The 25,536-nt window shown below is 34.4% G+C and carries 26 protein-coding genes, 7 pseudogenes and 1 riboswitch; of the genes and pseudogenes, 31 read left to right on the forward strand and 2 right to left on the reverse strand.

Annotation, left to right across the window (positions count from 1 at the left end; all coding sequences use genetic code 11):
* The first annotated feature begins 34 nt into the window (after nt 1-34).
* From spoIIM to JCM21714_RS01030, 15 genes and pseudogenes are all read left to right on the forward strand, one after another.
* On the forward strand, nt 35-682 hold the full coding sequence (gene spoIIM, locus JCM21714_RS00960; protein ID WP_084040553.1) for a stage II sporulation protein M: 648 nt from the start codon (nt 35-37) through the stop codon (nt 680-682).
* A gap of 104 nt (nt 683-786) precedes the next feature.
* A complete protein-coding gene (gene fur, locus JCM21714_RS00965; protein ID WP_035720986.1) occupies nt 787-1,275 on the forward strand; it encodes a ferric iron uptake transcriptional regulator in 489 nt (162 codons plus the stop codon).
* A gap of 61 nt (nt 1,276-1,336) precedes the next feature.
* A complete protein-coding gene (locus JCM21714_RS00970) occupies nt 1,337-1,555 on the forward strand; it encodes a DUF4227 family protein (RefSeq protein WP_035720987.1) in 219 nt (72 codons plus the stop codon).
* A 12-nt stretch (nt 1,556-1,567) separates the two neighbouring features.
* Nucleotides 1,568-2,454, forward strand: a pseudogene (gene xerD, locus JCM21714_RS00975) (site-specific tyrosine recombinase XerD).
* A gap of 168 nt (nt 2,455-2,622) precedes the next feature.
* A pseudogene (locus JCM21714_RS00980) lies at nt 2,623-3,931 on the forward strand (pyrimidine-nucleoside phosphorylase).
* 163 nt (nt 3,932-4,094) lie between these two features.
* Entirely contained in the window at nt 4,095-5,297 is a 1,203-nt protein-coding gene (locus JCM21714_RS00985) for a D-alanyl-D-alanine carboxypeptidase family protein (protein ID WP_235182531.1), read from the forward strand.
* 132 nt (nt 5,298-5,429) lie between these two features.
* Complete coding sequence (spoIIAA, locus tag JCM21714_RS00990) at nt 5,430-5,786, forward strand: anti-sigma F factor antagonist (RefSeq protein ID WP_035720988.1); 357 nt, start codon at nt 5,430-5,432, stop codon at nt 5,784-5,786.
* A complete protein-coding gene (spoIIAB, locus tag JCM21714_RS00995; RefSeq protein ID WP_035720989.1) occupies nt 5,783-6,223 on the forward strand; it encodes an anti-sigma F factor in 441 nt (146 codons plus the stop codon). Before spoIIAA ends, spoIIAB begins: the two co-directional genes overlap by 4 nt.
* Nucleotides 6,224-6,232: 9 nt before the next feature.
* Nucleotides 6,233-6,979, forward strand: a complete 747-nt coding sequence (sigF, locus tag JCM21714_RS01000; protein ID WP_035720992.1) for an RNA polymerase sporulation sigma factor SigF — start codon at nt 6,233-6,235, stop codon at nt 6,977-6,979.
* Nucleotides 6,980-7,129: 150 nt separating this feature from the next.
* On the forward strand, nt 7,130-7,747 hold the full coding sequence (locus JCM21714_RS01005) for a stage V sporulation protein AA (RefSeq protein WP_035720994.1): 618 nt from the start codon (nt 7,130-7,132) through the stop codon (nt 7,745-7,747).
* Nucleotides 7,737-8,175: pseudogene (locus JCM21714_RS01010) on the forward strand (stage V sporulation protein AB). Before JCM21714_RS01005 ends, JCM21714_RS01010 begins: the two are co-directional and overlap by 11 nt.
* Nucleotides 8,176-8,190: 15 nt before the next feature.
* Nucleotides 8,191-9,660, forward strand: a complete 1,470-nt coding sequence (locus JCM21714_RS01015) for a spore germination protein (protein WP_035720996.1) — start codon at nt 8,191-8,193, stop codon at nt 9,658-9,660.
* 213 nt (nt 9,661-9,873) lie between these two features.
* Entirely contained in the window at nt 9,874-11,205 is a 1,332-nt protein-coding gene (gene lysA, locus JCM21714_RS01020) for a diaminopimelate decarboxylase (protein ID WP_052000314.1), read from the forward strand.
* Entirely contained in the window at nt 11,186-11,626 is a 441-nt protein-coding gene (locus tag JCM21714_RS01025; RefSeq protein WP_035720998.1) for a peptidylprolyl isomerase, read from the forward strand. Before lysA ends, JCM21714_RS01025 begins: the two co-directional genes overlap by 20 nt.
* A 292-nt stretch (nt 11,627-11,918) precedes the next feature.
* Entirely contained in the window at nt 11,919-12,284 is a 366-nt protein-coding gene (locus JCM21714_RS01030) for a GNAT family N-acetyltransferase (protein WP_035721001.1), read from the forward strand.
* Nucleotides 12,285-12,669: 385 nt separating this feature from the next.
* Here the strand turns inward: JCM21714_RS01030 and JCM21714_RS01035 are convergent, their stop codons facing one another.
* On the reverse strand, nt 12,670-12,753 hold the full coding sequence (locus JCM21714_RS01035; RefSeq protein WP_035721003.1) for a YjcZ family sporulation protein: 84 nt from the start codon (nt 12,751-12,753) through the stop codon (nt 12,670-12,672).
* Nucleotides 12,754-12,888: 135 nt separating this feature from the next.
* Between JCM21714_RS01035 and JCM21714_RS01040 the strand changes: the two genes are divergently transcribed.
* From JCM21714_RS01040 to JCM21714_RS01110, 16 genes and pseudogenes are all read left to right on the forward strand, one after another.
* Nucleotides 12,889-13,617 (forward strand): segregation/condensation protein A, encoded by a 729-nt coding sequence (locus JCM21714_RS01040; RefSeq protein ID WP_035721005.1) that lies wholly within the window; start codon nt 12,889-12,891, stop codon nt 13,615-13,617.
* 20 nt (nt 13,618-13,637) lie between these two features.
* The gene (scpB, locus tag JCM21714_RS01045) at nt 13,638-14,222 is read left to right on the forward strand and encodes an SMC-Scp complex subunit ScpB (protein WP_035721007.1); all 585 of its coding nucleotides are present in this window, start codon (nt 13,638-13,640) and stop codon (nt 14,220-14,222) included.
* A gap of 101 nt (nt 14,223-14,323) precedes the next feature.
* A complete protein-coding gene (locus JCM21714_RS01050; RefSeq protein WP_035721008.1) occupies nt 14,324-15,433 on the forward strand; it encodes a D-alanyl-D-alanine carboxypeptidase family protein in 1,110 nt (369 codons plus the stop codon).
* On the forward strand, nt 15,426-16,004 hold the full coding sequence (locus tag JCM21714_RS01055) for a nucleoside recognition domain-containing protein (RefSeq protein WP_035721009.1): 579 nt from the start codon (nt 15,426-15,428) through the stop codon (nt 16,002-16,004). Before JCM21714_RS01050 ends, JCM21714_RS01055 begins: the two co-directional genes overlap by 8 nt.
* Before the next feature lie 32 nt (nt 16,005-16,036).
* A pseudogene (locus JCM21714_RS01060) lies at nt 16,037-16,569 on the forward strand (spore maturation protein).
* A gap of 103 nt (nt 16,570-16,672) precedes the next feature.
* Nucleotides 16,673-17,398, forward strand: a complete 726-nt coding sequence (locus JCM21714_RS01065) for a pseudouridine synthase (protein WP_035721011.1) — start codon at nt 16,673-16,675, stop codon at nt 17,396-17,398.
* A gap of 95 nt (nt 17,399-17,493) precedes the next feature.
* Nucleotides 17,494-18,039: pseudogene (resA, locus tag JCM21714_RS01070) on the forward strand (thiol-disulfide oxidoreductase ResA); the annotation flags it as partial.
* Nucleotides 18,040-18,057: 18 nt separating this feature from the next.
* On the forward strand, nt 18,058-19,686 hold the full coding sequence (locus tag JCM21714_RS01075) for a cytochrome c biogenesis ResB family protein (RefSeq protein WP_035721013.1): 1,629 nt from the start codon (nt 18,058-18,060) through the stop codon (nt 19,684-19,686).
* A gap of 35 nt (nt 19,687-19,721) precedes the next feature.
* Nucleotides 19,722-20,917: pseudogene (ccsB, locus tag JCM21714_RS01080) on the forward strand (c-type cytochrome biogenesis protein CcsB).
* A gap of 121 nt (nt 20,918-21,038) precedes the next feature.
* Nucleotides 21,039-21,754, forward strand: a pseudogene (locus tag JCM21714_RS01085) (response regulator transcription factor).
* Between the two features lie 8 nt (nt 21,755-21,762).
* Nucleotides 21,763-21,944, forward strand: a riboswitch (cobalamin riboswitch).
* 102 nt (nt 21,945-22,046) lie between these two features.
* Complete coding sequence (locus tag JCM21714_RS01090) at nt 22,047-22,427, forward strand: DUF4430 domain-containing protein (protein WP_035721014.1); 381 nt, start codon at nt 22,047-22,049, stop codon at nt 22,425-22,427.
* Nucleotide 22,428: 1 nt separating this feature from the next.
* Nucleotides 22,429-22,713, forward strand: a complete 285-nt coding sequence (locus tag JCM21714_RS20670) for an ECF transporter S component (RefSeq protein WP_235182532.1) — start codon at nt 22,429-22,431, stop codon at nt 22,711-22,713.
* Between the two features lie 31 nt (nt 22,714-22,744).
* A complete protein-coding gene (locus JCM21714_RS20675; RefSeq protein ID WP_235182533.1) occupies nt 22,745-22,933 on the forward strand; it encodes a hypothetical protein in 189 nt (62 codons plus the stop codon).
* 135 nt (nt 22,934-23,068) lie between these two features.
* Nucleotides 23,069-23,614 (forward strand): sigma-70 family RNA polymerase sigma factor, encoded by a 546-nt coding sequence (locus tag JCM21714_RS01100; RefSeq protein WP_035721015.1) that lies wholly within the window; start codon nt 23,069-23,071, stop codon nt 23,612-23,614.
* On the forward strand, nt 23,601-24,227 hold the full coding sequence (locus tag JCM21714_RS01105; protein WP_035721017.1) for a hypothetical protein: 627 nt from the start codon (nt 23,601-23,603) through the stop codon (nt 24,225-24,227). The genes JCM21714_RS01100 and JCM21714_RS01105 overlap by 14 nt, the downstream gene beginning before the upstream one ends.
* Nucleotides 24,227-24,814 carry a hypothetical protein gene (locus JCM21714_RS01110; RefSeq protein ID WP_035721019.1) on the forward strand — a complete coding sequence of 196 codons (588 nt, stop codon included), beginning with the start codon at nt 24,227-24,229 and terminating at the stop codon, nt 24,812-24,814. Before JCM21714_RS01105 ends, JCM21714_RS01110 begins: the two co-directional genes overlap by 1 nt.
* A 462-nt stretch (nt 24,815-25,276) precedes the next feature.
* On the opposite strand, the gene JCM21714_RS01115 is transcribed toward JCM21714_RS01110, so the two are convergent.
* Entirely contained in the window at nt 25,277-25,498 is a 222-nt protein-coding gene (locus JCM21714_RS01115) for a ferredoxin (protein ID WP_035721026.1), read from the reverse strand.
* Nucleotides 25,499-25,536 lie beyond the last annotated feature (38 nt).

Here is a 25,536-nt window from a genome sequence, read left to right on the forward strand (position 1 = left end):
TGAAGAAAGAACTTAATTGAAGGATGTGGAAAGTTTGAAACTAGCAAAAAATAGAAAACCTTTGACAACACATTTCACTAAATATCATACCATCTATATATTTACGGTAATTCTTTTTATTACCGGTATTATCTTTGGTGCTATTATTGTAAATAGTATGACGTTTGTCCAAAAACAAGATTTATTTTTTTATTTAGAGCGTTTCTTTCTGAGCTTTTTACAAGAGGATCCTATTGCAAAACAAAGTTTATTTAAAAATTCGTTTCTTTACCATATGCAATTTCTGTCCTTACTATTTTTTTTAGGCTTAGCAGTTATTGGATTGCCAATTATCTGGATCCTGTTATTTATAAAAGGTGTAGCGATAGGATTTACAGTTGGCTTTTTTGTGAATCAGTTAGGTTTATTAGAAGGTCTATTATTTTCGTTTTCAGCTATTGCGCCACAAAATTTGATTATCATACCGATTTATATAATTGCAAGTAGCTTTGCCATGATCTTCTCATTAACACTATTGCAAAGCATGTTTTCTAAAAGATATAAGCAACCTATTTTACAATTATTTTCTCGTTATATTGGTCTGTTTATCTCCCTGGTAATAGTAATTAGCCTAGCAGCATTATTAGAATCCTTCATTTCATTTGAAGCGATGAAGATGATTTCAGATCGAATTATTAAATAATAATAGTTATTAAATAATAATAAAAAATAGCCTATTTTATAATTATTTTAATTGACACCTTACATATGTCTCTTTATAATTAGCTTTGTAAGGAGGTCTTCGAGATGGAACACCGTTTAGACCGTATAAAAAAGGAATTGCATGCACAAAGTTATAAATTAACTCCACAACGTGAAGCTACAGTACGTGTTTTATTAGAAAGAGAAGAAGATCATCTCAGTGCAGAAGATGTGTATTTATTAGTTAAAGATAAATCACCTGAGATTGGTTTAGCTACCGTATACAGAACCTTGGAATTGCTTACTGAATTAAAAATTGTAGATAAAATAAATTTTGGTGATGGAGTATCTCGTTTTGATCTTCGTAAAGAGGGTGCTAAACACTTTCATCATCATTTAGTGTGCACGGAATGCGGATCGGTAGAAGAGATCATGGATGACCTGTTAGATGATGTAGAAGAAATTGTACAATCAGATTGGGGGGGATTTTTGGTGAAGGATCATCGATTAACATTTCACGGGATTTGTCAAAAGTGTCAGGATCGAATATGTAAAAATTGCGAGGCCAAAAAATTAGCAACAAAACAGGTATAATTTTCAATAATCTCGGTATAAATTCTAATAGAGTATATAAATTCTATTAGGAGAATGTACTATGTCGTCTTTTATCAAGATATCGATGGAAATGATTAAGTTTTTTATTATTTTTGTGCTATGTACGCTCTTATTTTTTTATGTTATAAAGGCAGTACACAGTGAATATGAAAAATTAGATCGTTATGAATATCCTCAAGGGAATGCTGTTAAAGTATTTCAGCAGGAAGACCAGAATGTTTGGGAGCGTTTAAGTATTTTTTTTCGATTGGGTGAATAAAATATGAGTGAGATGCAATATCCCATAGAAGAGTTTTTTCACTTTGTGCGGATTGAGAGAGGTTTATCTAACAATACTATTCAAGCGTATAAACGTGATCTATCACACTATTATGAATATATAAAAGAGAAACAGAAGATAACCAGCTGGCAAGAAGTTGGGCGACATGATGTACTGAAATTTATTTATATGTTAAATGACCAGGGTAAATCTGCTGCCACATGTGCAAGAATGCTATCTACTTTACGATTATTTCATCAGTTCTTAATAAGGGAGTATCAATTGAAGGTAGATCCAAGCTTACATATTGAAACTCCTAAAGCAAACCGTAAGTTACCGAAAGTATTATCACCTAAAGACATTGATAAATTACTTGATATACCTGATACAGATAGATATTCCATACGCAATAAAGCATGTTAGAAACCTTGTATGCAACAGGATTACGTGTGTCTGAATTAATCAATTTAAAAATGGAGGATTTGCATTTAACGATGGGATTTGTTCGTTGTTTCGGCAAAGGATCAAAGGAACGAATTGTTCCATTGGGAGATATTGCAAATGATGCTTTAGAAATCTATTTAAATAAAGCTAGATCACAATTCGTCAAACAAAAGGCTACTGATACAGTTTTTGTTAATCATCATGGTAATCCCTTATCACGACAAGGCTTTTGGAAGATTATTAAAGATATCGCAGCAACGGCAGGGATAGAGAAGAATTTATCACCTCACACATTGCGGCATTCATTTGCAACGCATTTGTTGGAAAATGGAGCTGATTTAAGGGCTGTCCAAGAAATGCTTGGACATGCTGATATTTCTACTACGCAAATATATACACATGTTTCCAAATCACGATTAAAGGACATCTATAAGACACATCATCCAAGAGCCTGAAAACGTCACGAATTAATTCGTGACGTTTTTCTGGTATTATAAAATAAAGAAATGTAGGCATATTATATAGATGGACAGGGTATAGAAAATTAGTAGCAAAATTTATAAGAAGTACTATTTAATAATATTAAATGTGAAATTCAGTAAGAAATATTGGAGGTCATTATCATGAGAATGGTAGATATTATTGCAAAAAAAAGAAATGGTGAATCTTTGGATGAAAAAGAAATAGCTTTTTTATAGAAAATTATATGGCAGGAGTAATTCCAGATTATCAGGTATCCGCTTTAATGATGGCTATTTATTATCAAGGTATGTCACAAGAGGAGACTGCATATTTAACGAAACACATGGTCGCGTCAGGGATATAATAGACTTATCTCCAATTAAAGGTCATAAAGTGGACAAACATTCAACAGGTGGCGTAGGAGATAAAACCACGTTTATTGTAGGACCATTAGTAGCAGCGGCTGGACTTCCTGTTGCCAAGATGTCTGGACGAGGTTTAGGTCATACTGGGGGGGGAACCATTGATAAATTAGAATCTATTCCTGGATTTAGAGTTGAATTATCTAATCAACAATTTATTGATAATGTGAATACTTATAAATTAGCAGTTGTCGGACAAACAGGCAATCTTGCACCGGCTGATAAAAAATTATACGCTTTAAGAGATGTTACAGCGACGGTTGACTCTTTACCGCTTATTGCCAGTTCTATTATGAGCAAAAAGATTGCCTCCGGAGCTGATAGTATAATTTTAGATGTAAAAACAGGTTCTGGTGCTTTTATGAAAACGTTGGAAAACTCAAAAAAACTGGCTGAAGAAATGGTTACAATTGGTAAGCAATTAAATCGTAACACTATTGCTGTGATTAGTGATATGAATCAACCTCTCGGTTTTGAAATCGGAAATGCAAGTGAAGTGAAGGAAGCAGTAGAAATCTTACAAGGAAAGAGAATTGATGATTTAAGAGAATTGGCAATCGAACTGGCAGCACATATGACAATTGTTGCTGGGGGGGTCTATTCTGATTATGTAGAGGCGACTAGTTCATTAAATGAATTAATCGATAATGGGGGGGAGGCATTAAAATGCTTTAAGAATTTTGTCAAGGCGCAGAATGGAGACGTGTCTGTAATAGAAGATTTAACAAAACTTCCAACCTCTCAATATAAAATCCCAGTAAAAGCAGAACAACAAGGTTACATTCATGAAATGGAAGCTGATCAAATTGGAATTGCTGCTATGCATCTAGGTGCTGGCCGCGCAACGAAAGAAGATAAAATAAATCATGGTGTTGGCATTACTCTCAAAAAGAAAATTGGAGATTTTGTAAATGCAGGAGATACGATTGCTATTTTAAATAGTGACCAACAACAGGTCGATGAGATTGCATCTATCGTAAAAGATGCTTATACGATCAAAGAAGAAAAAGCAAACAAACGGAAGATGATATACGAAGTAATTAAATAACACAGGAAAAGAGCTCAGATGATATTCTGAGCTTTTTTGTTGTCTGGTTTCCGTTAACTATTTTTAAGATCTAAGAACATAAATAAATAAGATTCTTGTAAAACCAGTTATACTTTTTAGTATTTTTGGAAAAAATAGAATTAGTATTAAGCGGAGGTGACAAATGTTGAAAAAAATAATTTTTACAATGACTTTAGTAATATTGAGTATTTTGCTTTTTACAAGCGGAAATGTACTTGCACATCATAGTGACGCACATGTATCAATAGAAGTTAATGAGAATCAATCTCTTGATCTGGCTAATCATTCGAAATCAGCAATATTAATAGAACGCGATACTGGAAATATCCTATTTGATAAAAATGCAGAAGAAAAACTACCACCTGCAAGCATGACAAAAATTATGACGCTGTTATTGATTATGGAAGCTCTCGAAAAAGGTCAATTATCACTTGATGAAACAATAAGAGTTAGTGAAAAGGCTGCATCAATGGGTGGTTCGCAAATCTTTTTAGAAGCTGGAGAGGAAATGTTGGCTGAGGATATTTTAAAAGGAATTGCTGTTGCATCTGGAAACGATGCAAGCGTGGCGATGGCAGAACGAATTGCCGGAAGTGAACAAGCATTTGTAGAGATGATGAATAATAAAGTAGATCAATTAGGTTTAAAATCTACTAAATTTCAAAATGCTACAGGTTTACCTGCTGAGGATCACTATAGTACCGCACACGATATGGCGATCATGGCACAAGCGCTTTTAAAATATGAAGATATTACGAAGTACACTAGTATATATGAGGATTATTTGCGAAAGGGTAAAGATAATGAGTTCTGGTTAGTTAATACAAATAAACTGGTACGTTTCTACGAAGGGGGGGTAGATGGACTAAAAACAGGATATACCCGTGAAGCTAAATATTGTTTAACAGCTACTGCAGAAAAAAATGGTATGCGTACAATCGCAGTAGTATTGGGGGGGGCCAATAGCACGAAAGAGCGCAATAGTGACGTTAGTCAACTTCTAGATTACGCCTTTTCCAAATACGAAACGAAGCAGCTTTATGAAAAGAATCAAACGGTGACTTCTTTTGAATGGTTGAAAGCAGACAAGCAGAAAGTAGATGTGGTTACAAGTGATTCTGTTTCTGTATTATTTGAGAAAGGAACTGATTTAAGCAAGATAGATACTAAAATTACCATCAATCAAAATATTGATCTTCCATTGGAAAAAGGTACGATGGTGGGGAAACTTCAGGTTTTGGATGATGATAAGCTGATTAGCGAGACAGATTTAGTGGTACATGACGATATCAACCATGCTAATGTTTTTCAGTTATTCAAACGGACATTTCAGTCATTCTTCTAAAAGAGATTGATTCGACAATATTATGATAAGAGGTAAATTTTTGACGATTCCGTTCTACTTTTGTCATCTGGCAGGATTTTAATAAATAGATAGAGAAACTATAAATATAGAACAGTAATGGGAGGGTTTCAGATGCAATTGTTTACACAATTTAATACGGTAGAAAATGTATTAATTGTCAGGTTAAATGGAGAATTAGATCATCACTCTGCCGCTCGATTAAAAATAGACTGGCAAAGTCAATTGAACAAAAAAGGAATCAAACATGTGGTTTTAAATTTAAGTGAATTACATTTTATGGATAGTTCTGGTTTAGGTGTGGTGTTAGGACGCTACAAGGAAGTAAAGCAATTAGGTGGAGAAATGATTGTTTGTTCGATTAACCCAGCGGTAAAGCGACTATTTGATATGTCTGGATTATTCAAAATTGTCCGGTTGGAGTCAGATGAAAGTTTCGCATTGACCAGCTTGGGGGGGGTAGCGTCATGAATAATTCGATGGAATTGAAATTTAAAAGCATTAGCGCAAACGAAGCCTTTGCACGTGTTTCTGTAGCAGCTTTTCTATCGCAAATTGATCCAAATATGGATGAGTTAACAGAGATTAAAACGGTTGTATCAGAAGCTGTCACAAATTCAATTATTCATGGATATGAAGAAGATCCTACTCAATTTATTTACATTTCTTGTACATTAACTGATAATAGTTTATCCATTGTGATTGAAGATGAAGGTATAGGAATAGATAACATCGATTTAGCAAAGGAACCGTTATACACTTCGAAGCCGGAATTAGAACGTTCAGGAATGGGATTTACTATTATGGAAAACTTTATGGATAAAGTTGAAATTATATCGCATCCAGGTGAAGGAACAATAGTGAAGATGACAAAAGATTTCGAGACTTCGAAAAGTATGTGTAATTAGGTGACCTCCATGAAAACAAAAATGTCGAATGCAGCACCGTTGGAAGATAAAGAAGTCAAAAAATATCTTGAATTAAGTCAACAAGGAGATCAGGTAGCAAGATCATTATTAGTGGAAAAAAACATTCGATTAGTATGGTCAGTTGTTCAAAGGTTTATGAATAGAGGTTACGATCAAGACGACTTATTTCAAATAGGGTGCATTGGATTATTAAAATCAATCGATAAGTTTGATTTGAGTTATGATGTTAAATTTTCCACTTATGCCGTCCCAATGATTATTGGAGAAATTCAGAGATTTATTCGTGACGATGGAACGGTAAAGGTAAGCAGGTCTTTAAAAGAAATAGGAAATAAAGTCAGACGAGTGACAGATGATTTAACGAAAGAGTTAGCCAGAGCACCAACTATCAATGAAATTGCTGATAAGTTAGATATAGCTCCAGAAGATATTGTCCATGCACAAGAGGCAACGAAAAAGCCTCAATCGATACATGAAACAGTTTATGAGAATGATGGTGATCCAATTACGTTATTGGATCAAATTGCAGATGTAAATGATAATTGGTTCGATAAACTGACAATGGAACAGATTATTAATGATTTAGATCAACGCGAACGTTTGATTGTTTATTTGAGATATTATAAAGATAAAACACAGACAGAAGTAGCACATCGACTAGGAATTTCACAAGTTCAAGTTTCACGGATTGAGAAGAAAATATTGGAGAAAATTAAAGAGGAAATATTAAATTAAGACTATCGATATGATTAGTCTTAATTTTTTTGTGATGTAATAAAGAATTGTTTGCCATGCATGATTAACTAAAAAACATCTCATACTAGTAATACATATTTAACTCAACCACTTTTAAGATAGCGCTTTTCCTAAAAAGGATGATTAATAATGGAAGAGGAAAAGGTTTACATTCGTCTAAAAAAGAAAATAGCAGTTGCTTCTACTCAATTAATAAGGCTCCGTGATATTTCCTATATAACAGGAAATATTAGCTATTTACCACAAGTGGAAAACTTGAAAATTTATCAAATTACAGAAGAGGATAAAAATGTATCCATTATCGACGGTTTTCACTTATTAAAAACCTTAGTTCATCAATATCCATTTCTTACGGTGGAATTACTGGGTGCTACCCAAGTTATTATTGAAATTAAGAAAAATAACAAAAAGGCAAATATTTTTATCATTTTATTAGTATGGTTATTGCTATGTATTGGGTCTGCAATGGCTATTATTAATTTTCATTATGATGTTAGTATGAAAGAAGTGCATCAAGGACTATATTATTTATTAACAGGAGAAAAGATAGAAAAACCGCTTTGGATTCAAATTCCTTACTCGATTGGATTAGGTTTAGGTATGATATTATTTTTTAATCACATTTTCAAGAAAAGATTCAATGAAGAACCGAGCCCACTAGAAGTTGAAATGTTTAATTATCAACAAGATTTGGATAATTATTTAATTTACCACGAAAATTCTTTGAATAAACAGCATGATACTTAATACAACTTATGTTGTAGTCCAAATTATTATTGGTTTTGGCTCAGGTTTAATAGTTGGCTCAGGATTTGTCGCTTTTTTAACAGTTTTAGGGATTATACCCCCCCGCCTTGTACAGTTAAGTAAGTCCTTTAAATCGCTGGACTTATATCAAGCAAGCGTCATTATAGGTGCCTTACTTGGAACGTATCTTACTTTTACTGATTACACGTTTGATTTACCTTATTATTTGTTAGCTTTTTGGGGGGATTTTACATGGAGTTTTTATTGGTATGTTGGCAGCTGCTTTAACTGAAGTTCTCAACGTATTTCCTTTGTTAATGAGAAGGTTGGGAATTGACAAAGAGCTTTTATGGCTGTTAATGGCAATTGTTATTGGGAAAATAGTTGGGTCACTGTTTCATTGGATCATTTTTGTAGATATCATCTAGTGGAAGGAGTTTATTATGGTTAAAAATAAAAATACTACACAAATCGATTCATCGATCGAAAAGAATCAAGAGTTTCTTAAATCAAAGCTTGGAATAGGAGTTTCCTTCGATGTAGGTTTTCGCGAATTAGTTGTACTTAAGAAAACAATTCAACTGTATTACGTAACAGGATTGGTGGATACGTCCTATATCATAGAAATAATGAAAAAATTAATTTCCATTAATGATGTTGAGAATGTTCAAAGTAATTTACTTGAAGAATTAAATAATAGGATCATGCATCAACAAATTTCTAAGGCGAAAACCATGGATGAAGCGATTGATCAAATGTTGTCTGGACTTCTTATCATTTTTATGGATGGGGAATCGGAATGTTTTATCATTGATGTACGCCATTATCCAGGCAGAGCTCCACAAGAGCCGGACACAGAGAAGGTAGTTCGAGGATCTAGAGATGGATATACAGAGAATATTATTGAAAATACAGCTTTAACAAGAAGAAGAATTAGAGATGATCGTTTAAGACACGAAATCATACAAGTTGGCGAACGTTCGAAAACCGATATATGTATTTCATACCTTCAGGATGTGGCGGATCAGGGACTTTTAGAAGTAATTAAAGCTGAATTAAACCACATAGATGTTGATGGACTATCCATGGCAGATAAAACGGTTGAAGAATATTTAGTAAAGCAGGGATTAAATCCATATCCAATGGTACGATATACCGAACGGCCGGATGTAGCATCGACACATCTTTTAGAGGGCCATATTCTAATTATGGTGGATACGTCACCAAGTATGATCATAATGCCCACTACCTATTTTCATCATGTACAACATGCCGAAGAATATCGCGAGTCACCAGCAGTGGGTACATTCATTCGCTGGGTTCGTTTCTGTGGAATTGCAGCATCTTTATTTTTATTGCCATTATGGTTATTACTTGTTTTAGACCCTTCATTATTACCTGAAAATCTTCAATTTATTGGTCCTAATGAAACAGGAAACATTCCTATCGTAATACAAATAATATTAGCTGATATAGGAATCGAATTTCTAAGAATGGCTGCTATTCATACACCAACGCCGCTATCAACTGCAATGGGTTTAATTGCAGCTGTCTTAATTGGTGAAATAGCTATAGAAGTAGGATTATTTAGTGCAGAAGTTATTTTATATGTTGCTATAAGTGCAATTGGTACGTTCGCAACACCTAGTTATGAATTAAGCGTAGCAAATAAAATGGCAAGAATCTTATTAGTCCTTGTGACCTTTGCTTTCCAAGTGAAAGGTCTGGTTATTGGATTCACATTATTTTTATTGCTTTTGATATCAACCAGATCACTTCAGACACCATATTTATGGCCATTTATTCCTTTTAATGATAAAGCATTATGGCAAATCTTATTCCGCGTTTCCATGCCAATGTCTAAGACAAGGCCAAGTATTGTACGACCGAAAAATAATAAGAACCAGGCTTAACTTTGAATATAAACACTTGAACTACTAGAGTGGCTGTGATAAATTAACGTTATACTTTGTTATCAGATATGGAATGGGAATAATTTTATCCCTTGTCCCCCCCGCTTTCAATGTAAAGGTGAGGATAAGGGATTTCTAATTGTCCTAATTTCTTATTTTATTTGAAATATCAATGATAATAAATATGTTAATGGTAGAAGGCGAGGTAATGTAATGTTTCACCCATTTGATGTAAGCGATAATGGTCACTTAACTATTGGTGGCATTGATTCCGTTTATTTAGCAAACAAATATGGCACGCCCTTATTTGTTTACGATGTAAATAGAATAAGAAATAATGCGAGAGCGTTTGTAGATACTTTTAGAGAGTTAGGTGTAAGAGCTCAAGTGGCCTACGCAAGTAAGGCATTTTCTTCTATAGCAATGATTCAAATTGCAAAACAAGAAAACTTAAGTTTAGATGTTGTTTCTCAGGGAGAGTTATACACTGCGTTAAAAGCGGAATTTCCTGTGGAAAGAATACATATGCACGGAAATAATAAAAGCCGTGAGGAAATTTCAATGGCTGTTAAAAACCATATCGGTTGTATTGTAGTAGATAATTTTCATGAGATTGATCTTTTAGAACAGACATTAATCGATTATAATCAAAGAATGAATGTTCTAATTAGAGTTACGCCTGGCATTGAAGCACATACACACGATTATATTTTAACAGGTAATGAAGATTCAAAATTTGGATTCGATTTATCAAATGGACAAGCAGAAGAAGCTTTACAAAGGCTATTAAAAATAGACTCCATTCATGTCATGGGTTTACATTGTCATATTGGTTCCCAAATTTTTGAAACGAACGGTTTCACAATGGCTGTTGAACGCTTATTCCAAAAGCTAAAAGATTGGAAAGATCGTTATCAATTTGAATCAGAGGTTTTGAATTTGGGGGGTGGATTTGGTATTCGTTATACCAAAGAAGATGATCCCTTACCTCTATCTCATTATGTAAAGGCATTAGTGAATACTGTAGAAGAAAGTACGCAATCATGTTATATGTCTTTCCCTGAAATCTGGATTGAGCCAGGTCGTTCTATTGTAGGAGATGCGGGCTTAACCATATATAAGTTAGGCGCAGTTAAAGATATTCCAAATGTCAGAAAGTATGTATCAGTCGACGGAGGAATGACAGATAATATAAGACCTGCGCTATATCAGGCAAAATATGAGGCAGTAATTGCTAATAATGTTTATGGTGCGCATAAAGAAGAAGTGTCAATTGCAGGAAAGTGCTGTGAATCTGGTGATATGTTAATATTGGATATAGAATTACCTAAAGTAGAAGAAAATGATCTATTGGCTGTTTTTTCTACTGGTGCTTATGGTTATTCTATGTCTAATCACTATAATCGCTTTCCAAAGGCAGCAGTGGTGTTTATTGAAAATGGACAAGATCAATTAGTGATTAAACGAGAATCTTTTGAAGATATGGTCCAAAATGACCTGTCATATGAATTAGGAGGAAAAAATAATGAAGCAAGCAGTAATTGAATTTGAAAATGGTGAAAAGATAGAGATTGAATTATTTGATGAAGCAGCTCCGAATACGGTAGCTAATTTCGAAAAACTAGCTAATGACAAGTTCTATGATGGTGTTATTTTTCATCGTGTAATCCCTGGTTTTGTTGCCCAAGGAGGAGATCCAACTGGAACTGGAATGGGCGGACCTGGTTATACCATTAAATGTGAGACAGAGGGAAATCCACATAAACATGTAGCGGGTTCATTATCAATGGCACATGCTGGAAAAGATACTGGGGGGGGAAGTCAATTTTTCTTAGTACATGAGCCACAACCCCCCCATCTTGATGGAGTGCATACGGTGTTTGGTCAAGTTACCGAAGGATTGGATACAGTTCTACGTATACGTCAAGGAGATACGATGAAATCGGTACGCGTCACTGAACTGTAATAAACCGGAAGTGAAATTGCCTTAAATAAAAATTGACATCACTAAAGTAATATATTATTGTTAAATACAAGTATGTCTTAAGAAATTGAAGGACGATAGTAATGCGTAAAAAAAATATTTTATTATTTGTTGTTTTAATGGTTTTGGCTATTTTATGGGGGGGCTGTTATTATTGGTTCGAAATTGTATTATCTCGCTAGATTTAGGGAATAATATATAAATAGTAACGACTTTCGGATGAAAACATAACATATCTATATATATTGTTATGAATAATGAGGGGGGGTTCAATATGTTAATTCGCTTTAAAAAAAGATTTGAAAAGATAGCAATGGGATTACTTTCTTTAATGCCTGATGAAAAAGAAGTGAAAAAATTACAAGATACGATAAATGAGTACGAAACCAATGATAAATGGCAGCTTTTCCTTTGGAAACCGGAAGAAGATGTCCTCGGAGCTATTGGTGTATATTTAGATTCTGAATCTGAAACAGCAGTCGTGCAGCATATCACGGTAAATCCTTCTCATAGAAATATGGGAATCGGAAAAGAAATGGTTCATGCTTTAAAAGAACATTATGGTTTATCGTATGAAGTGATTCCAAATGAATTGACAGATAAGTTTTTACACAAATGTTTGGGAAAGACGAGTGAATAAAAAAAGAGCCTTTGCTAATCACAACTAGCAGAGGTTCTTTTACATAAAATAGATATAAATAAACCAGTAAAAACTCATCCAATCATCTTAACTATTAAACTAAATTTTGTGAATATAAGAACGATTATGCGTCATAACTTCGATTTAATAAGTAGTCATTTTGAAATTTAAATTAGTTCTAACAACCGCTTTGGCTTGCCAAAGTTAGCTGAGGAGAAAAACCCGTGGAAAGGGAAGCGGACAAGCCGAAGCGGTTCTTACTCTGTATTATCATTTCATAATTACCAATTCAGTAATTGAATATTATCTTGCTGTGATTCATTATATAAGTTATTATTGCTCATAAAAAATTGCTTATCGCCCGGAGACGATAAGCATGCATTGTTTAGAGACAAGCTGCACCAACAATGATTAATAAAATAAACAACACAACGATTAACGCGAAGCCGCCGCCATAAGAATATCCCATTTTAAAACCTCCTATTGATTTAAATATAATCGATTATTGATCTTTCAAGATTAATGTATGCTTCAGCCTGTAAAACGTATAGGCATCTATAATGACTATGCCTATTTTTATAATATTTTAGTTGGAGGAACTGGCATGTTAAATCATTATCAAGTTAAATTAGAAACATTCGAAGGACCGCTAGATCTGTTGTTACACTTGATAAACAAGTACGAAATTGATATTTATGATATCCCAGTTTCGGAGATTACTTTACAATATATGAATTATATACATACCATGCAACAACTTGAACTAAATATAGCAAGTGAGTATTTAGTGATGGCGGCAACTTTACTTGAAATAAAGAGTAAGCTGTTATTACCTAATCCAACGGTTGAAATGGAAGAGGAATATGAAGAGGATCCTCGTGAAGAATTAATGAGCAGACTTATAGAATATCGCAAATACAAAGAAGCTGCTGAGCATCTCCAACAAAGAGAGATCGAACAAAGTCAGATCCACACTCGGCCACCTGCTCCTTTTAGTACTAACGAGAAACCAATATTACCAGAAGGTGCTGCTAATATTTATGATATGATAGAAGCAATAAGTAAAGTGATGGAAAGAAGAAAGTGGAATAGACCGATGGAAACCTCTGTTCAAAGACAGGAAATTCCCATTGATCAGCGTATGGATGAAATTATGAAAAAAATAGATACTATCGATCAACCAATCTCGTTTTATGAATTATTTTCAAATAAAACACGTACATATATTGTGGCAACGTTTATTGCAATATTAGAATTAATGAAACAAAAAAAGATTAATTGTAAACAAGAAAGCAATTTAGATGAACTGTTTATTTATCGTTACCAAGCATAATATTATTGGAGGCTTATAATTTGGATATAAATGATATTAAGGCAATTATCGAAGGGTTAATATTTGCTGCTGGGGGGGATGAAGGTATTCATAAAAGAGATATACGAAAAGTCTTAGATTTGGATAAAGAGATGGCGAACCATCTTTTAGAAGAGTTGAAATTTGAATATGAGCATACCAAAAGAGGTATTATGTTAATGGAATCGCAGCAAGTACTTTTTTTAACGACAAAGCCAGAGCATAGCGAATATTTTTCAAAATTCAAGGAAGCCAAAGTTCACACTAAGCTTTCTCAGGCAGCATTAGAAACCTTAGCGATCATTGCATATCTACAACCAATTACCAGAGTAGAAATCGAGCAAATTCGAGGTGTTAAGAGTGAAAGACCATTGCAAACACTTATTTCTCGAGCATTAATTGAAGAAGTCGGTAGAAAAGAAGGCGTGGGAAGACCAATTCTATTTGGAACCACTATTGAATTTCTGACCTATTTCGGTTTAAGTTCAATTGAAGGATTGCCACCCTTACCAGAAGATATCCATGCAATTGATGTCGAGGAAGAAGCTGATTTGTTTTTTGATCGATTACAGGACCTTAATAATTAACCCTGCAGGCCTTTTGCTGCAGGGTTAATCTTTTGTGCATAAGCATTGCTTGTCTGCATAGAATGATACAAACGTTATTGTATTGCGAGAAGAGGTGTATTATGCGAAAAGTAATTTGCAGCATTTGTGTCGTGTTAAGTTTTTTAACTTTTGTCCCTACCATACAAGCAAGTGTATCTGTTTCAGCAGAAAGAGCGATTCTAATGGATCAGACAACAGGTAGAGTACTTTATGAAAAGAATGCAGAGAATCCAACCTTGATAGCAAGTATTACTAAAATTATGACAGCAATCATCGCAATTGAGTCTGGAAAATTAAATGAAAAGGTAAAAATAAGTGATAATGCCATTTTAACAGAAGGGTCCTCCATTTATTTGAAAAAAGAGGATGAAATGAACCTGAAAGATCTTGTTTATGGTTTAATGTTACGATCAGGGAATGATGCCGCTGTCGCAATTAGTGAGCATGTCGGAGGTAGTTTGGAAGGTTTTGCTTTTTTAATGAATGAAAAAGCAAGATGGATTGGGATGAACCATTCTCATTTTGATAATCCACATGGTCTTGATTCCGATACTCATTTTTCTAGTGCATATGACATGGCTCTTTTAACTAAATATGCAATGAATAATCCCTTATACAAAGAAATTTTTGCAACTACATCCTATAAGGCAAACGCAAGAGATTATCCGTGGTTAAATAAGAATAAATTACTGACCCATTTATATGAATATAGTACCGGTGGGAAAACTGGCTTTACCAGAGCAGCTGGAAGGACGCTTGTTTCAACCGCAGAAAAAAATGGACAAACTTTAATTGCTGTAACGATAAATGCGCCAAATGATTGGCAAGATCATATTCAATTATTAGAATGGGGGGGATTTGAGAAATTCCCACTTCGTAAATTACAAGAACCAACTACCTTCCCATTGATATCAGCAGTTAATCAGGAAAATATTATTATTGCTAATATTACAGATGAAGTATTTTATCCCTTAGCGGACGAAGAGATACAGAACGTACAGAAAAAAAACTATATGCTAGAGGAGCCCGGGACATATCAACAAATAGGAAAACGTGGCTATTATTTAGATGGTAAATTGATTACAGATACCACGATATATCAAATATCGGCAGATGAAAACCAGGACGAATCTTTTTGGAATAAGGTAGGACAGCAGCTTAAACGGATTTCAGGTATGAATAGTGATTAATATTATTTGGGCAATGATGGCGATTATTGGAATTGTTTTCGCTATGTTTAATGGCACGATGGAACAAGTAAATGAGGCTTTATTCAAAGGTGCAAATGAAGCAGTAACTCTTGTGCTAAGCTTGACAAGTGTCTTAGTTTTTTGGGTAGGTATAATGAGAGTTGCAGAAGAGGCTGGGATCTTAAGACAGTTTGCAAAAATGTCACGACCTTTAGTAAAACGATTGTTTCCAGAAATACCTCAAGATCATCCAGCAATGGGATATATTCTGGCTAATTTCTCAGCTAATTTATTCGGACTTGGTAATGCGGCTACGCCAATGGGAATCAAAGCAATGGAAGAAATGAAAAAATTAAGCCAATCTGATCGAGCCAGCAATTCTATGATTACTTTTCTTGTTATTAATACATCAAGTATTACGCTTATACCTACAACCGTTATCGCAATAAGAATGCAATATCAATCTGCAGCACCAACTGAAATAGTAGCAAGTACTATCTTAGCAACGATGATAGCCACAATTTCAGGTATCATTATTGACCGCATCTTTAGAAAAATCAGAGATCGTTAATCGATGATCTTTGAGGGAAGGAGTCTCTTGAAATGATAGAATGGATGACGACAATCAGTATTTGGCTGGTACCAATAACAGTGATGATGGTCTTGTTAACCGCCATTATAAAAAAAGTACCAGCATATGAGGTGTTTGTAGAAGGAGGGAAAGAAGGCTTAAAAATGTCTGTTTCTCTTCTTCCTTTTTTATTAGGAATGTTAGTTGCCATTGCAATACTCAGGAGTTCAGGTGCGTTAGAAGCTTTTATCTCATTTATACAACCACTGTTATCGTCCATAGGATTCCCGGCGGAAGTTGCGCCACTAGCTATCTTACGGCCAATTAGTGGAACGGCTGCTTTAAGTGTAACTTCAGAAATCATACAAACATATGGTCCAGACTCATTTCTAGGCAGACTAGCTTCGACCATGCAGGGAAGTACGGACACCACGCTTTATATTTTAACCGTTTATTTCGGTGCAATAGGCATAAAAAAATGGGAGACGCCCTAAAAGTTGGACTGATTGCTGATTTTATTGGTATAATGGTCTCTGTAATAATTGTTACGTGGTTATTTTTGTAGTAGCGTTCTAAATGAATCGCTACTCCTTTTCATGTATATGTTATCATCGAATTGGACGACAATATAAATATAAATATAAATTACAGAAAGAAAGTGTGAAAAGATGGAACGGTTACAGAAGGTAATTGCAAAAAGTGGGATAACTTCCAGACGAAAAGCAGAAACAATGATAGAGAATGGTTTGGTAGAGGTTAATGGGAAAGTAGTAACAGAATTAGGCACTAAAGTGTCGAATCAGGATGAAGTAAAAGTAGAAGGGGGGGTACCAATCGAAAAAGAAAAGCTTATCTATTTTTTATTTTATAAGCCACGTGGTGTGATAACAAGTGTTGGTGATGATAAAGACAGAAAAACTGTCATTGATTATTTCGAAGAATATCCCGAGAGAATTTATCCTGTAGGACGACTGGATTATGAAACTTCCGGGTTGTTAATCATGACAAATGATGGAGATTTCACCAACTTATTATTACATCCCAGTTCTCAGATTAATAAAGAATATGTGATGAAAACAGCAGGAATTCCTTCAAAGGAAAACTTACAGCTTTTTAAAAAAGGAATACGGTCTGAAGGAGATTTGTTAAAAGCTAACTATGTAAAAACGTTATCTGTTGATCCAAAAAAGAATACAGCGATCATTAAAATTGTTTTACACCAGGGGGGGAAAAATAGACAAATCCGCAGAATGTTTGAAGCGATTGGAACACCTGTTTTAAAATTAAAGAGAGAAAAGTTTGGTTTTCTAACACTAGATGGATTAACAGCTGGGGGGGAACATCGTGAGCTTACTCCAAAAGAAATCGCTGAATTGAAAAAATTAGCAAAATAATTGTTGAATAACTGTCACAATATTTGATCAATGTTAATGTTAAAATGATCGAAGGGAGTGAGGTTTATGGATCATACTGAAAAGGCGAATAAAAAAAGCAAAATAAAAAGAGAAATCGCTTAGTATTTCGCTTTTCTATTTTAATAATCTTATTTGCAGCATTAGTATTTGCAGTCGTGTCAAATTTAACAGCAAAAGAAGACGCAAACGTAGCTATAGGTGATCATGCAAAAGATTTTCAACTAAAACAAGTCGTTACAACTAATGATAATATAATAAAATTATCTGATTTAAGAGGTAAAGGTGTCATGTTAAATTTTTGGGCGACATATTGTGGACCATGTAAAAAAGAAATGCCTTATATGGAAAAATTATATCCCGAATATAAAGAAAAAGGGATAGAAATTCTTGCTGTAAGTGTTGATGCTACGGAATTAGTTATTACTAATTTTGTCGAAGAATATGACTTAACTTTTCCAATACTTCACGATAAAAATAGTCAAGTCTTGGACGCTTATGGTATTAGACCATTGCCTACAACCTATTTTATTGATGAAAATGGCATTGTGGTAGAACGAGTATTGGGAGAATTAAGTCTGGAAAAATTAGAAGGTTATTTGAAACAGATAGAACCGAATTGATGGTGAGGGGGGGTTTGAATGAACACAAAAACATGCAGTACATGTGGTCATCCTAATAAAGAAGGCACCACCATTTGCGAAAAATGTGGAAAACCATTAGATAATGACCATAAAAATAAATTATTAAATATGCGTTACGATGGCAGTGCGATCCGTTCCAAAACGAAAAACCGCTCCATTGTTGATAAAACGTGGAATTTTTTCTCCTCTGTTAAAATAGGCGTTACATTAATCACGATTGCATTAGTTGTTTCTGCGTTAGGTACTATATATCCTCAGAAGATGTACATACCAACAACGGTAAACCCTGCAGAACATTATCGTGATCAATATGGTATAACGGGACAAATCTATTATCAACTAGGACTTCATGAGTTATATAGTTCATGGTGGTATATGATTTTAATTGCCATGATTGGCATTTCGATTTTTATCGTTAGTATCGACCGTGGCGTGCCATTATACAGAGCACTGAAAAACCAAGCAATTAAACGACATCCTAACTTTTTAAAAAGACAAAAACTCTTTTCGGAAATTCATGACTATTCAGCTGATGATAAAGATCGATTCATTAAAAATCTGAAAAAACATCGATATAAGATTTCCGAACAGGACGGCCATATTTTAGCAGAAAAAGGAAGGTTTTCACGTTGGGGGGGTCCGTATATAAATCACGTAGGACTGATTATCTTCTTATTAGGTACACTTTTTCGGTTTGTGCCATTTATGTATGTGGATGAGTATTTATGGGTGCGTGAGGGTGAAACAGCTGTCATTCCAAGTACGAATCAAGAATTTTATGTAAAAAGTGAAGAATTTATTTTCGAAACCTATGGTGAGGACAAAGAAGATGCTATTTTTGAAAAAGCCCTTCAAAATAATAATGCACCAGTACCTAAGCATTTTGAAACTAAAGCGGTGATATATCGGGATGTTTCTGAAGATGTCATAGGTGCAGAACCAAAATTAGAAGAAGTGAAGCGTGGAGGCATAATCGTAAATGAACCATTGAAAGTAAATGGATTAGCACTTTATCAGGATGGTTATCAATTAAATGAATTTAAGAGTATGTCATTTAAGCTACATATGGCTTCAGATCAGCAAGAAGAAGCAATTGCAGAATTTACAGTAGATTTAACCGAACCAAATAGTGAATATCAATTTGATAATGGTTACCGGATTGAACTAGGTAAATATTATCCAGACTATGAATTAAATGATGGACAACCCAGTTCTGTATCAAATTATCCAAGAAATCCAGGATTCGTATTCTTTGTTTATGGCCCAGATATAGAAGATAGAGAAGCAAGCTTCTTAGCAATCGGGCAAAACATACCTTCTGGTAATAATCAATATAAAATCGGCTTAACTGATTTTAGCGTTCGGGATGTTAGTGGGTTAACAGTTCGCAAGGATTTAACATTACCTATTTTAGGTATTGGTGCATTTATTTTTATGATTGGCGTTATCCAGGGTATGTATTGGCAGCATCGTAGAATTTGGATACATCCAGGGGGGGATGGCAAACTATTAATTGCATGTCATACCAATAAAAACTGGTTTGGCCTATCAAAAGAATTCGAAAAAGTAATTGATGGTACTTCGTTTTCAATGGTAGAAGATCAAGAAAGAAAGAATGACTTGTAATTTGCCCGATTAGGTAATGAAAGGAGGAATAAATAGTGGATTTTACTGCATTAAGTGGGGGGGGATTATTATATACAGCTTTTATTATTTATTTAATCGCCATTGTCTTTTTTGCTGCAACTATCAAAGATGCTAGGAAAAAAAGCAATATACTATTGTCAATAAACTTGCTATAGGATTTACAATTTTAGGTTTTTTTGCTCAATTAGGTTATTTTATAACGAGATGGATAGCTAGCGGGCATGCTCCCGTCAGTAACATGTTTGAATTTGTTACATTTTTCGGCATGATGCTTATATTAGCGTTTATCATTTTGTATTTTATCTACCGCATTGAATTATTAGGTTTGTTTGCACTGCCGATAGCTTTATTGGTTATTGCTTATGCGAGTATGTATCCTAAAGAATTATCACCATTAGTACCATCTTTAAAGAGTCACTGGTTATATATTCATGTGACAACAGTTGCTTTAGGTGAAGCTATTCTGGCTGTTAGTTTTATTGCGGGGGCTTATTTATCTGATTCGTCAAATTGATCAGGTAAAATCAACAGCAAAAACCAAATGGTTAGAAATTATTATGTATTCTTTATTTGCCACAATAGGTTTTATCGTTATTACAAGTATATTCTCTTCAATGGACTATAATGCCTCTTTTTCTTATAATATTGATGGCAAGGAATCAACTCTAGATTATAAATTGCCTGCCATATTTGGTCCGGAAAATGGAGAATTACTAACCACAGATAGAATGGATGCTATCATTATTGCACCAGACTGGCTGCATGGGGGGGCAGAGGCTCCACGTAAATTAAATACATTAGTATGGTCTCTAATAATTGGTTTATTCTTTTACTTAATAACTAGATTAATATTACGAAAACGCGTTGCAGCAGCTATTCAACCACTGGTGAAGAAGGTGAATCCTGAATTGTTAGATGAAGTATGCTACCGAGCGGTGACGATTGGCTTCCCGGTATTCACATTGGGGGGGTCTGATTTTCGCTTCCATTTGGGCACAAGAGGCTTGGCAACGCTATTGGGGGATGGGATCCTAAGGAAGTGTGGGCTTTAATAACTTGGCTATTTTATGCTGTGTTCCTGCACTTGCGTTTGTCCCGCGGTTGGCATGGAGAAAAATCAGCTTGGTTAGCAGTGGTAGGATTTGCAATTATCATGTTTAATTTAATTGTGGTTAACTTAGTATTAGCTGGTTTACATTCGTATGCGTAAATTGTAAGAAAGATTGCATTATGAATAATACAATATAATTTTCTGTAAAAAAGTACAAGCGATAATTGTCTCTTGTGCTTTTTACATATATACTTAAGAAAAAGGTAGGGGGGGGATAATGATGGAGGATGAAATTCAAAAAATACTAGTTGTGGATGACGAAGAAAGAATTAGACGTTTGTTAAAAATGTACCTAGAACGTGAAGGCTATCAGATTGATGAGGCAGAAGATGGAGAACAAGCTCTGCAGATGGCTTTATCTGAAGATTACGAAGTTATTTTATTAGATTTGATGATGCCAGGAAAAGATGGCTTAGAAGTGTGTAAAGAATTACGAACAAAAAAATCAACTCCAGTCATCATGCTTACCGCAAAAGGTGAGGAATTAAATCGTATCCATGGATTTGAAGCTGGTACCGATGATTATATCGTGAAACCATTTAGTCCTAGAGAAGTAGTTCTTAGGGTAAAAGCACTATTAAGAAGGTCTAGCAGCATGAGTGTAATGAATGCTTCCAATCGTTCTAAAGATATGATAGAATTCCCACATTTAGTTATCGATAATGATGCACACCGCGTTTTAGCTGATAATAAAGAAGTAAGTTTAACGCCAAAAGAATATGAATTATTAATGTTTTTAGCCAAATCACCTGATAAAGTTTTTGAAAGAGAAGAATTATTAAAAGAAGTATGGAAATATGAGTTTTTCGGTGATTTAAGAACAGTTGATACCCATGTTAAACGATTAAGAGAGAAGTTAAATAAGGTATCTGAAAATGCAGCAAAGATGATTGTAACGGTTTGGGGGGTGTTGGATATAAGTTTGAAATAACATAAACATAAGGAATTAGTGTATGTTAAATGGTGAAATACTTAATAGGGAATCTGGTTAAATTCCAGAACTGTCCTCGCAACTGTAAGTGCAGACGAACTAGCTGATGTCACTGTATGTATGATTGCATATGGGAAGACGCTATAGTAGATATAAAGCACAAGTCAGGAGACCTGCCATTAAACATCGAAATTCATGCTTCGGGGGGGATTAAGCATGTGAACTAGTTGTATCAGGAAATACATACTAATAACATGGCTTTTATCCTCAACTATAATAAATTGAGGAGAATAATAAATGAAAAAAATAATACAATTCTTATCTGTCATTGTCATAGCAATATTTTTAGGAGCCTGCGGTAATGAAGAAAAACAATCAACAAGTGAAGAAGTAAATGTTCATGTCACTATAACTGATCAAACAAGTGATAGCACCATAAGTGATGAAAACTTCACGGTACAGGCAGATACCAATCTCCTAACTGTATTAGAAGATAATTATGAGGTAGAAGTATCAGAAGATGGTTTTCTAACCGCCATTGAAGGTCATAAGCAAGAGGTGGAAAAGGGAGTATATTGGTTGTATGAAGTAAATGGTGAGATGGCGAGTGTAGGAATTTCGGATTATCTGATAAAGGATCAAGATCATATCACCTTTGATCTTGAAGCTACTGAGTAAAGTGTCGAATATCTACAAACTCACATTAATCTCTTTGCTGGCTGCTATATGTGTCATTGGGAGAATCGGCTTTCAATTTTTACCGAATATTCAACCAGTTACTACAATTATTATTATTACTAGTGCAATGCTTGGTGTTTTTCCTGGAATTAGTATAGCTATCATTAGTACCTATCTTACAAATCTATTTTTGGGAATGGGGGATTTGGACAATATGGCAAATGATTGGTTGGTCATTCATTGCACTATTATCAGGATTATTAGGAAAAAGACAAATAAACAATAGGAGCATAATTCTCTTCACGGTTTTTTCTTTTTTGGCGGCATATATTTATGGATTAATTGTGAATTTAGGCACCTTTACGTATGCAGGTAATTTCATAGCTTATTATTTAGCGGGTATTCCATTTGATTCCATGCATGCTATAGGGAATGTAGGTTTTATGCTGGTATTGTATCCAATCCTAACTAAATTATTAAAAAAACAAGAGAAATACTATATCTGAAATTTAATTACCACTACCACAGTATATAATACTGTGGTATTTTAGTGTGTAGGTACCCATTAATTCATTTTATCTATTTTTGTAACTTTCTTTAATCAGAATCGACCAATATAATAGGGTAAGGGGGGTCTGAAGGTGAAGACCACTTTTGAGCACTTTTATGATAAATATCATCAGGATTTATTCCAGTTTATTTTTTATATGGTGAAGGATAAGGAACAAACAGAAGATATTGTGCAGGATGTCTATATTAAAGTACTTAAATCTTACGAAAGTTTTAAAGGAGAGAGTACAGAGAAAACATGGTTATTTTCTATTGCAAGGCATGAAACATTTGATTATTTTAGGAAACTAAAGCGTAAAAGAAATAGATTTTTAGAATTTTTTAATTGGGGGGGTGAAGAGGGAGAGCAACTAAAATCTACTCTCGCTGAACCCGAACAATCCGTATTACTCAATGATCAAATGAAGCACATATATCATTGTATGGAACATTGTTCGATTGATCAGAAGCAAATACTTATTTTACGATATATCCAAGAGTTTACGATTCAAGAATCGGCTGAAATATTGGGATGGTCGATTAGTAAGGTTAAGACAACGCAACATCGCGCATTAAAAATCCTGCAACAGTGTGTTCAGTCAACGAAAAGAGAGGAGGATGATGATGACAAACCATAATGATAAAGAATATTTAATAAACCAGCTAAAAAACATGCCAAAAATAGAAGATCAACAGTCAAAAGAACAACTATATCAAAAGATTCAGAGAAAATTAAATCATAACCAATCTGTTTTATCTAAAAAAAGAGTAGCCGTATGGATTCCAACACTTGCATCCATTTGTTCTATTATATTACTTTTCATAATCATTCAAACTCAAAATTTTTCTAATCAATCTGACCAATCCTCATCTAATAGTGCAGAAGATTCTTCGATGGAATCCGCAAAATTAGAAAACTCTGATCAGACTGGTGAATCCTCAATAGCAGAGGATCAAGATGAAAGTAAAAGCATAAATAACAGTCAGGATACTGAAGCAGTTGAAGAGGAAAGTAGTCAGAAATTAGATCAAATGTATAACTATATGATAAACATTAAAAATGAATCAGCAGTATATACTGCCTTTATAACAGAGCAGGCGCAGCATATTGTTCCTGTCACTCTATTAAATAGTAAGGAAGAGACCTATTCTAACTATATTGAACAAATAGATGGACAGATCAATTTAGACCAGAATGGCTTGTATGATATTGGAATAAAAGATATGGAATTCACAATAGAAGAAGCATAGTGCGTGCCCGCTTTAATAATACGTTTGATGTCATTGCAAGTGGTAGCAATATTTCGAATTTTGAATGGATACTGGCATATATGTTTCAACCCTTAGACATAAGTGAAATAAGCTTTGAAAATAATCATTCAATAGCGGAAGAATTAGGGGCAATTGAAAATCCCTATTCATTATTAGAGACGAAGCAAACACCATATAAATTGTATCAGGCAGACAACACTGGTTCCTCTGAATGGCTTGTTCCGATTACAAACAATCAATATAAGACACTAAATTCAGCATTAGAAGAAATGAAAAATAATGAACAGACTTTCCTAGTGTGGGCCACTATACCAAATGATGCCAATATTGCTGTAGAGAATTTAGCTGAAAACCACGTATTTGTTTCGATTTCTTCAAAACAAATAGGAGATAATCAATTAACGGTATCAATGGTGGAATCAATTCTAGCAACTGCGTATACGTATGGTTTTCAACAAGTAACGTTGGATATTGGTCTGGATCAAATAGGGAAGTATGACCTAACGGCTCCAATAGATACGACTAATCAGATAAATATAGTGGACCTAAATGAAGCTGCTAGTTAAAATTTTAAATAAACGTAGCATTATGATCTTAATTTCAAACTTCTGATGATAATAAAAAGACTGAGACAAAAGTAAATTGATATAAGTAAATCCGAACGATAAAGCGAATTCTGCAACGAGAATTTGTTATCGTTCGGATATTTTAGTTGCATAGCAAAAAGATACCCGGTCATAACCGTTGTAGAGCATTCCAATAGCGTAGGCGTCCGCTTTCACTCCTACGGGATGTTTTTTTCCGAAGATCCACTTTGGCTTGCCAAAGTTAGCTGAGAGAAAAATCCGTGGAAAGGGAAGCGGACAAGCCGGAGCGGCTTGTTAAGCAAAACAGTCAAGTCATAATTACCTCATCAGTTAGTGCACATTATCTTTCTCATGTGGATCTTAATTTATTATAACATTCGCTTTGTTGTGAAAAATAATAGATATAAACCATCTATTTTTATAAAAAGGAGCTTTAGTCGATCATCTTCTGAAAACTCTCACAGATCCTGTGGGGGGGCAGCCTTCTTCTGCATCTAATAAATCTTCTTCCAGATGCACTGGAACCATTTCTTCTCCCTTGTTCCTGTCGCGTTTTGCGTAAGCAATCCCTTCCTCATCGTAATCAAACAAATCCGGTGCTGTTGCACCACATACACCACATGCAATACAAGTTTCCTTATCTATACAAGTTATATATGGCATCGAAGCCACATCCTTTAATTAGTCTAACTAAAAGAGTA

The sequence above is a fragment of the Gracilibacillus boraciitolerans JCM 21714 genome, assembly GCF_000521485.1.
Lineage (GTDB): Bacteria > Bacillota > Bacilli > Bacillales > Amphibacillaceae > Gracilibacillus > Gracilibacillus boraciitolerans.

What these genes read in the sequence shown, in the direction of transcription:
- fur (WP_035720986.1), top strand. Translation starts at nt 787, where the DNA reads ATGGAACACCGTTTAGACCGTATAAAAAAGGAATTGCATGCACAAAGT.
- JCM21714_RS00970 (WP_035720987.1), top strand. Translation starts at nt 1,337, where the DNA reads ATGTCGTCTTTTATCAAGATATCGATGGAAATGATTAAGTTTTTTATT.
- JCM21714_RS00985 (WP_235182531.1), top strand. Translation starts at nt 4,095, where the DNA reads ATGTTGAAAAAAATAATTTTTACAATGACTTTAGTAATATTGAGTATT.
- spoIIAA (WP_035720988.1), top strand. Translation starts at nt 5,430, where the DNA reads ATGCAATTGTTTACACAATTTAATACGGTAGAAAATGTATTAATTGTC.
- spoIIAB (WP_035720989.1), top strand. Translation starts at nt 5,783, where the DNA reads ATGAATAATTCGATGGAATTGAAATTTAAAAGCATTAGCGCAAACGAA.
- sigF (WP_035720992.1), top strand. Translation starts at nt 6,233, where the DNA reads ATGAAAACAAAAATGTCGAATGCAGCACCGTTGGAAGATAAAGAAGTC.
- JCM21714_RS01005 (WP_035720994.1), top strand. Translation starts at nt 7,130, where the DNA reads ATGGAAGAGGAAAAGGTTTACATTCGTCTAAAAAAGAAAATAGCAGTT.
- JCM21714_RS01015 (WP_035720996.1), top strand. Translation starts at nt 8,191, where the DNA reads ATGGTTAAAAATAAAAATACTACACAAATCGATTCATCGATCGAAAAG.
- lysA (WP_052000314.1), top strand. Translation starts at nt 9,874, where the DNA reads ATGTTTCACCCATTTGATGTAAGCGATAATGGTCACTTAACTATTGGT.
- JCM21714_RS01025 (WP_035720998.1), top strand. Translation starts at nt 11,186, where the DNA reads ATGAAGCAAGCAGTAATTGAATTTGAAAATGGTGAAAAGATAGAGATT.
- JCM21714_RS01030 (WP_035721001.1), top strand. Translation starts at nt 11,919, where the DNA reads ATGTTAATTCGCTTTAAAAAAAGATTTGAAAAGATAGCAATGGGATTA.
- JCM21714_RS01035 (WP_035721003.1), bottom strand. Translation starts at nt 12,753, where the DNA reads ATGGGATATTCTTATGGCGGCGGCTTCGCGTTAATCGTTGTGTTGTTT.
- JCM21714_RS01040 (WP_035721005.1), top strand. Translation starts at nt 12,889, where the DNA reads ATGTTAAATCATTATCAAGTTAAATTAGAAACATTCGAAGGACCGCTA.
- JCM21714_RS01050 (WP_035721008.1), top strand. Translation starts at nt 14,324, where the DNA reads ATGCGAAAAGTAATTTGCAGCATTTGTGTCGTGTTAAGTTTTTTAACT.
- JCM21714_RS01065 (WP_035721011.1), top strand. Translation starts at nt 16,673, where the DNA reads ATGGAACGGTTACAGAAGGTAATTGCAAAAAGTGGGATAACTTCCAGA.
- JCM21714_RS01075 (WP_035721013.1), top strand. Translation starts at nt 18,058, where the DNA reads ATGAACACAAAAACATGCAGTACATGTGGTCATCCTAATAAAGAAGGC.
- JCM21714_RS01090 (WP_035721014.1), top strand. Translation starts at nt 22,047, where the DNA reads ATGAAAAAAATAATACAATTCTTATCTGTCATTGTCATAGCAATATTT.
- JCM21714_RS01105 (WP_035721017.1), top strand. Translation starts at nt 23,601, where the DNA reads ATGACAAACCATAATGATAAAGAATATTTAATAAACCAGCTAAAAAAC.
- JCM21714_RS01115 (WP_035721026.1), bottom strand. Translation starts at nt 25,498, where the DNA reads ATGCCATATATAACTTGTATAGATAAGGAAACTTGTATTGCATGTGGT.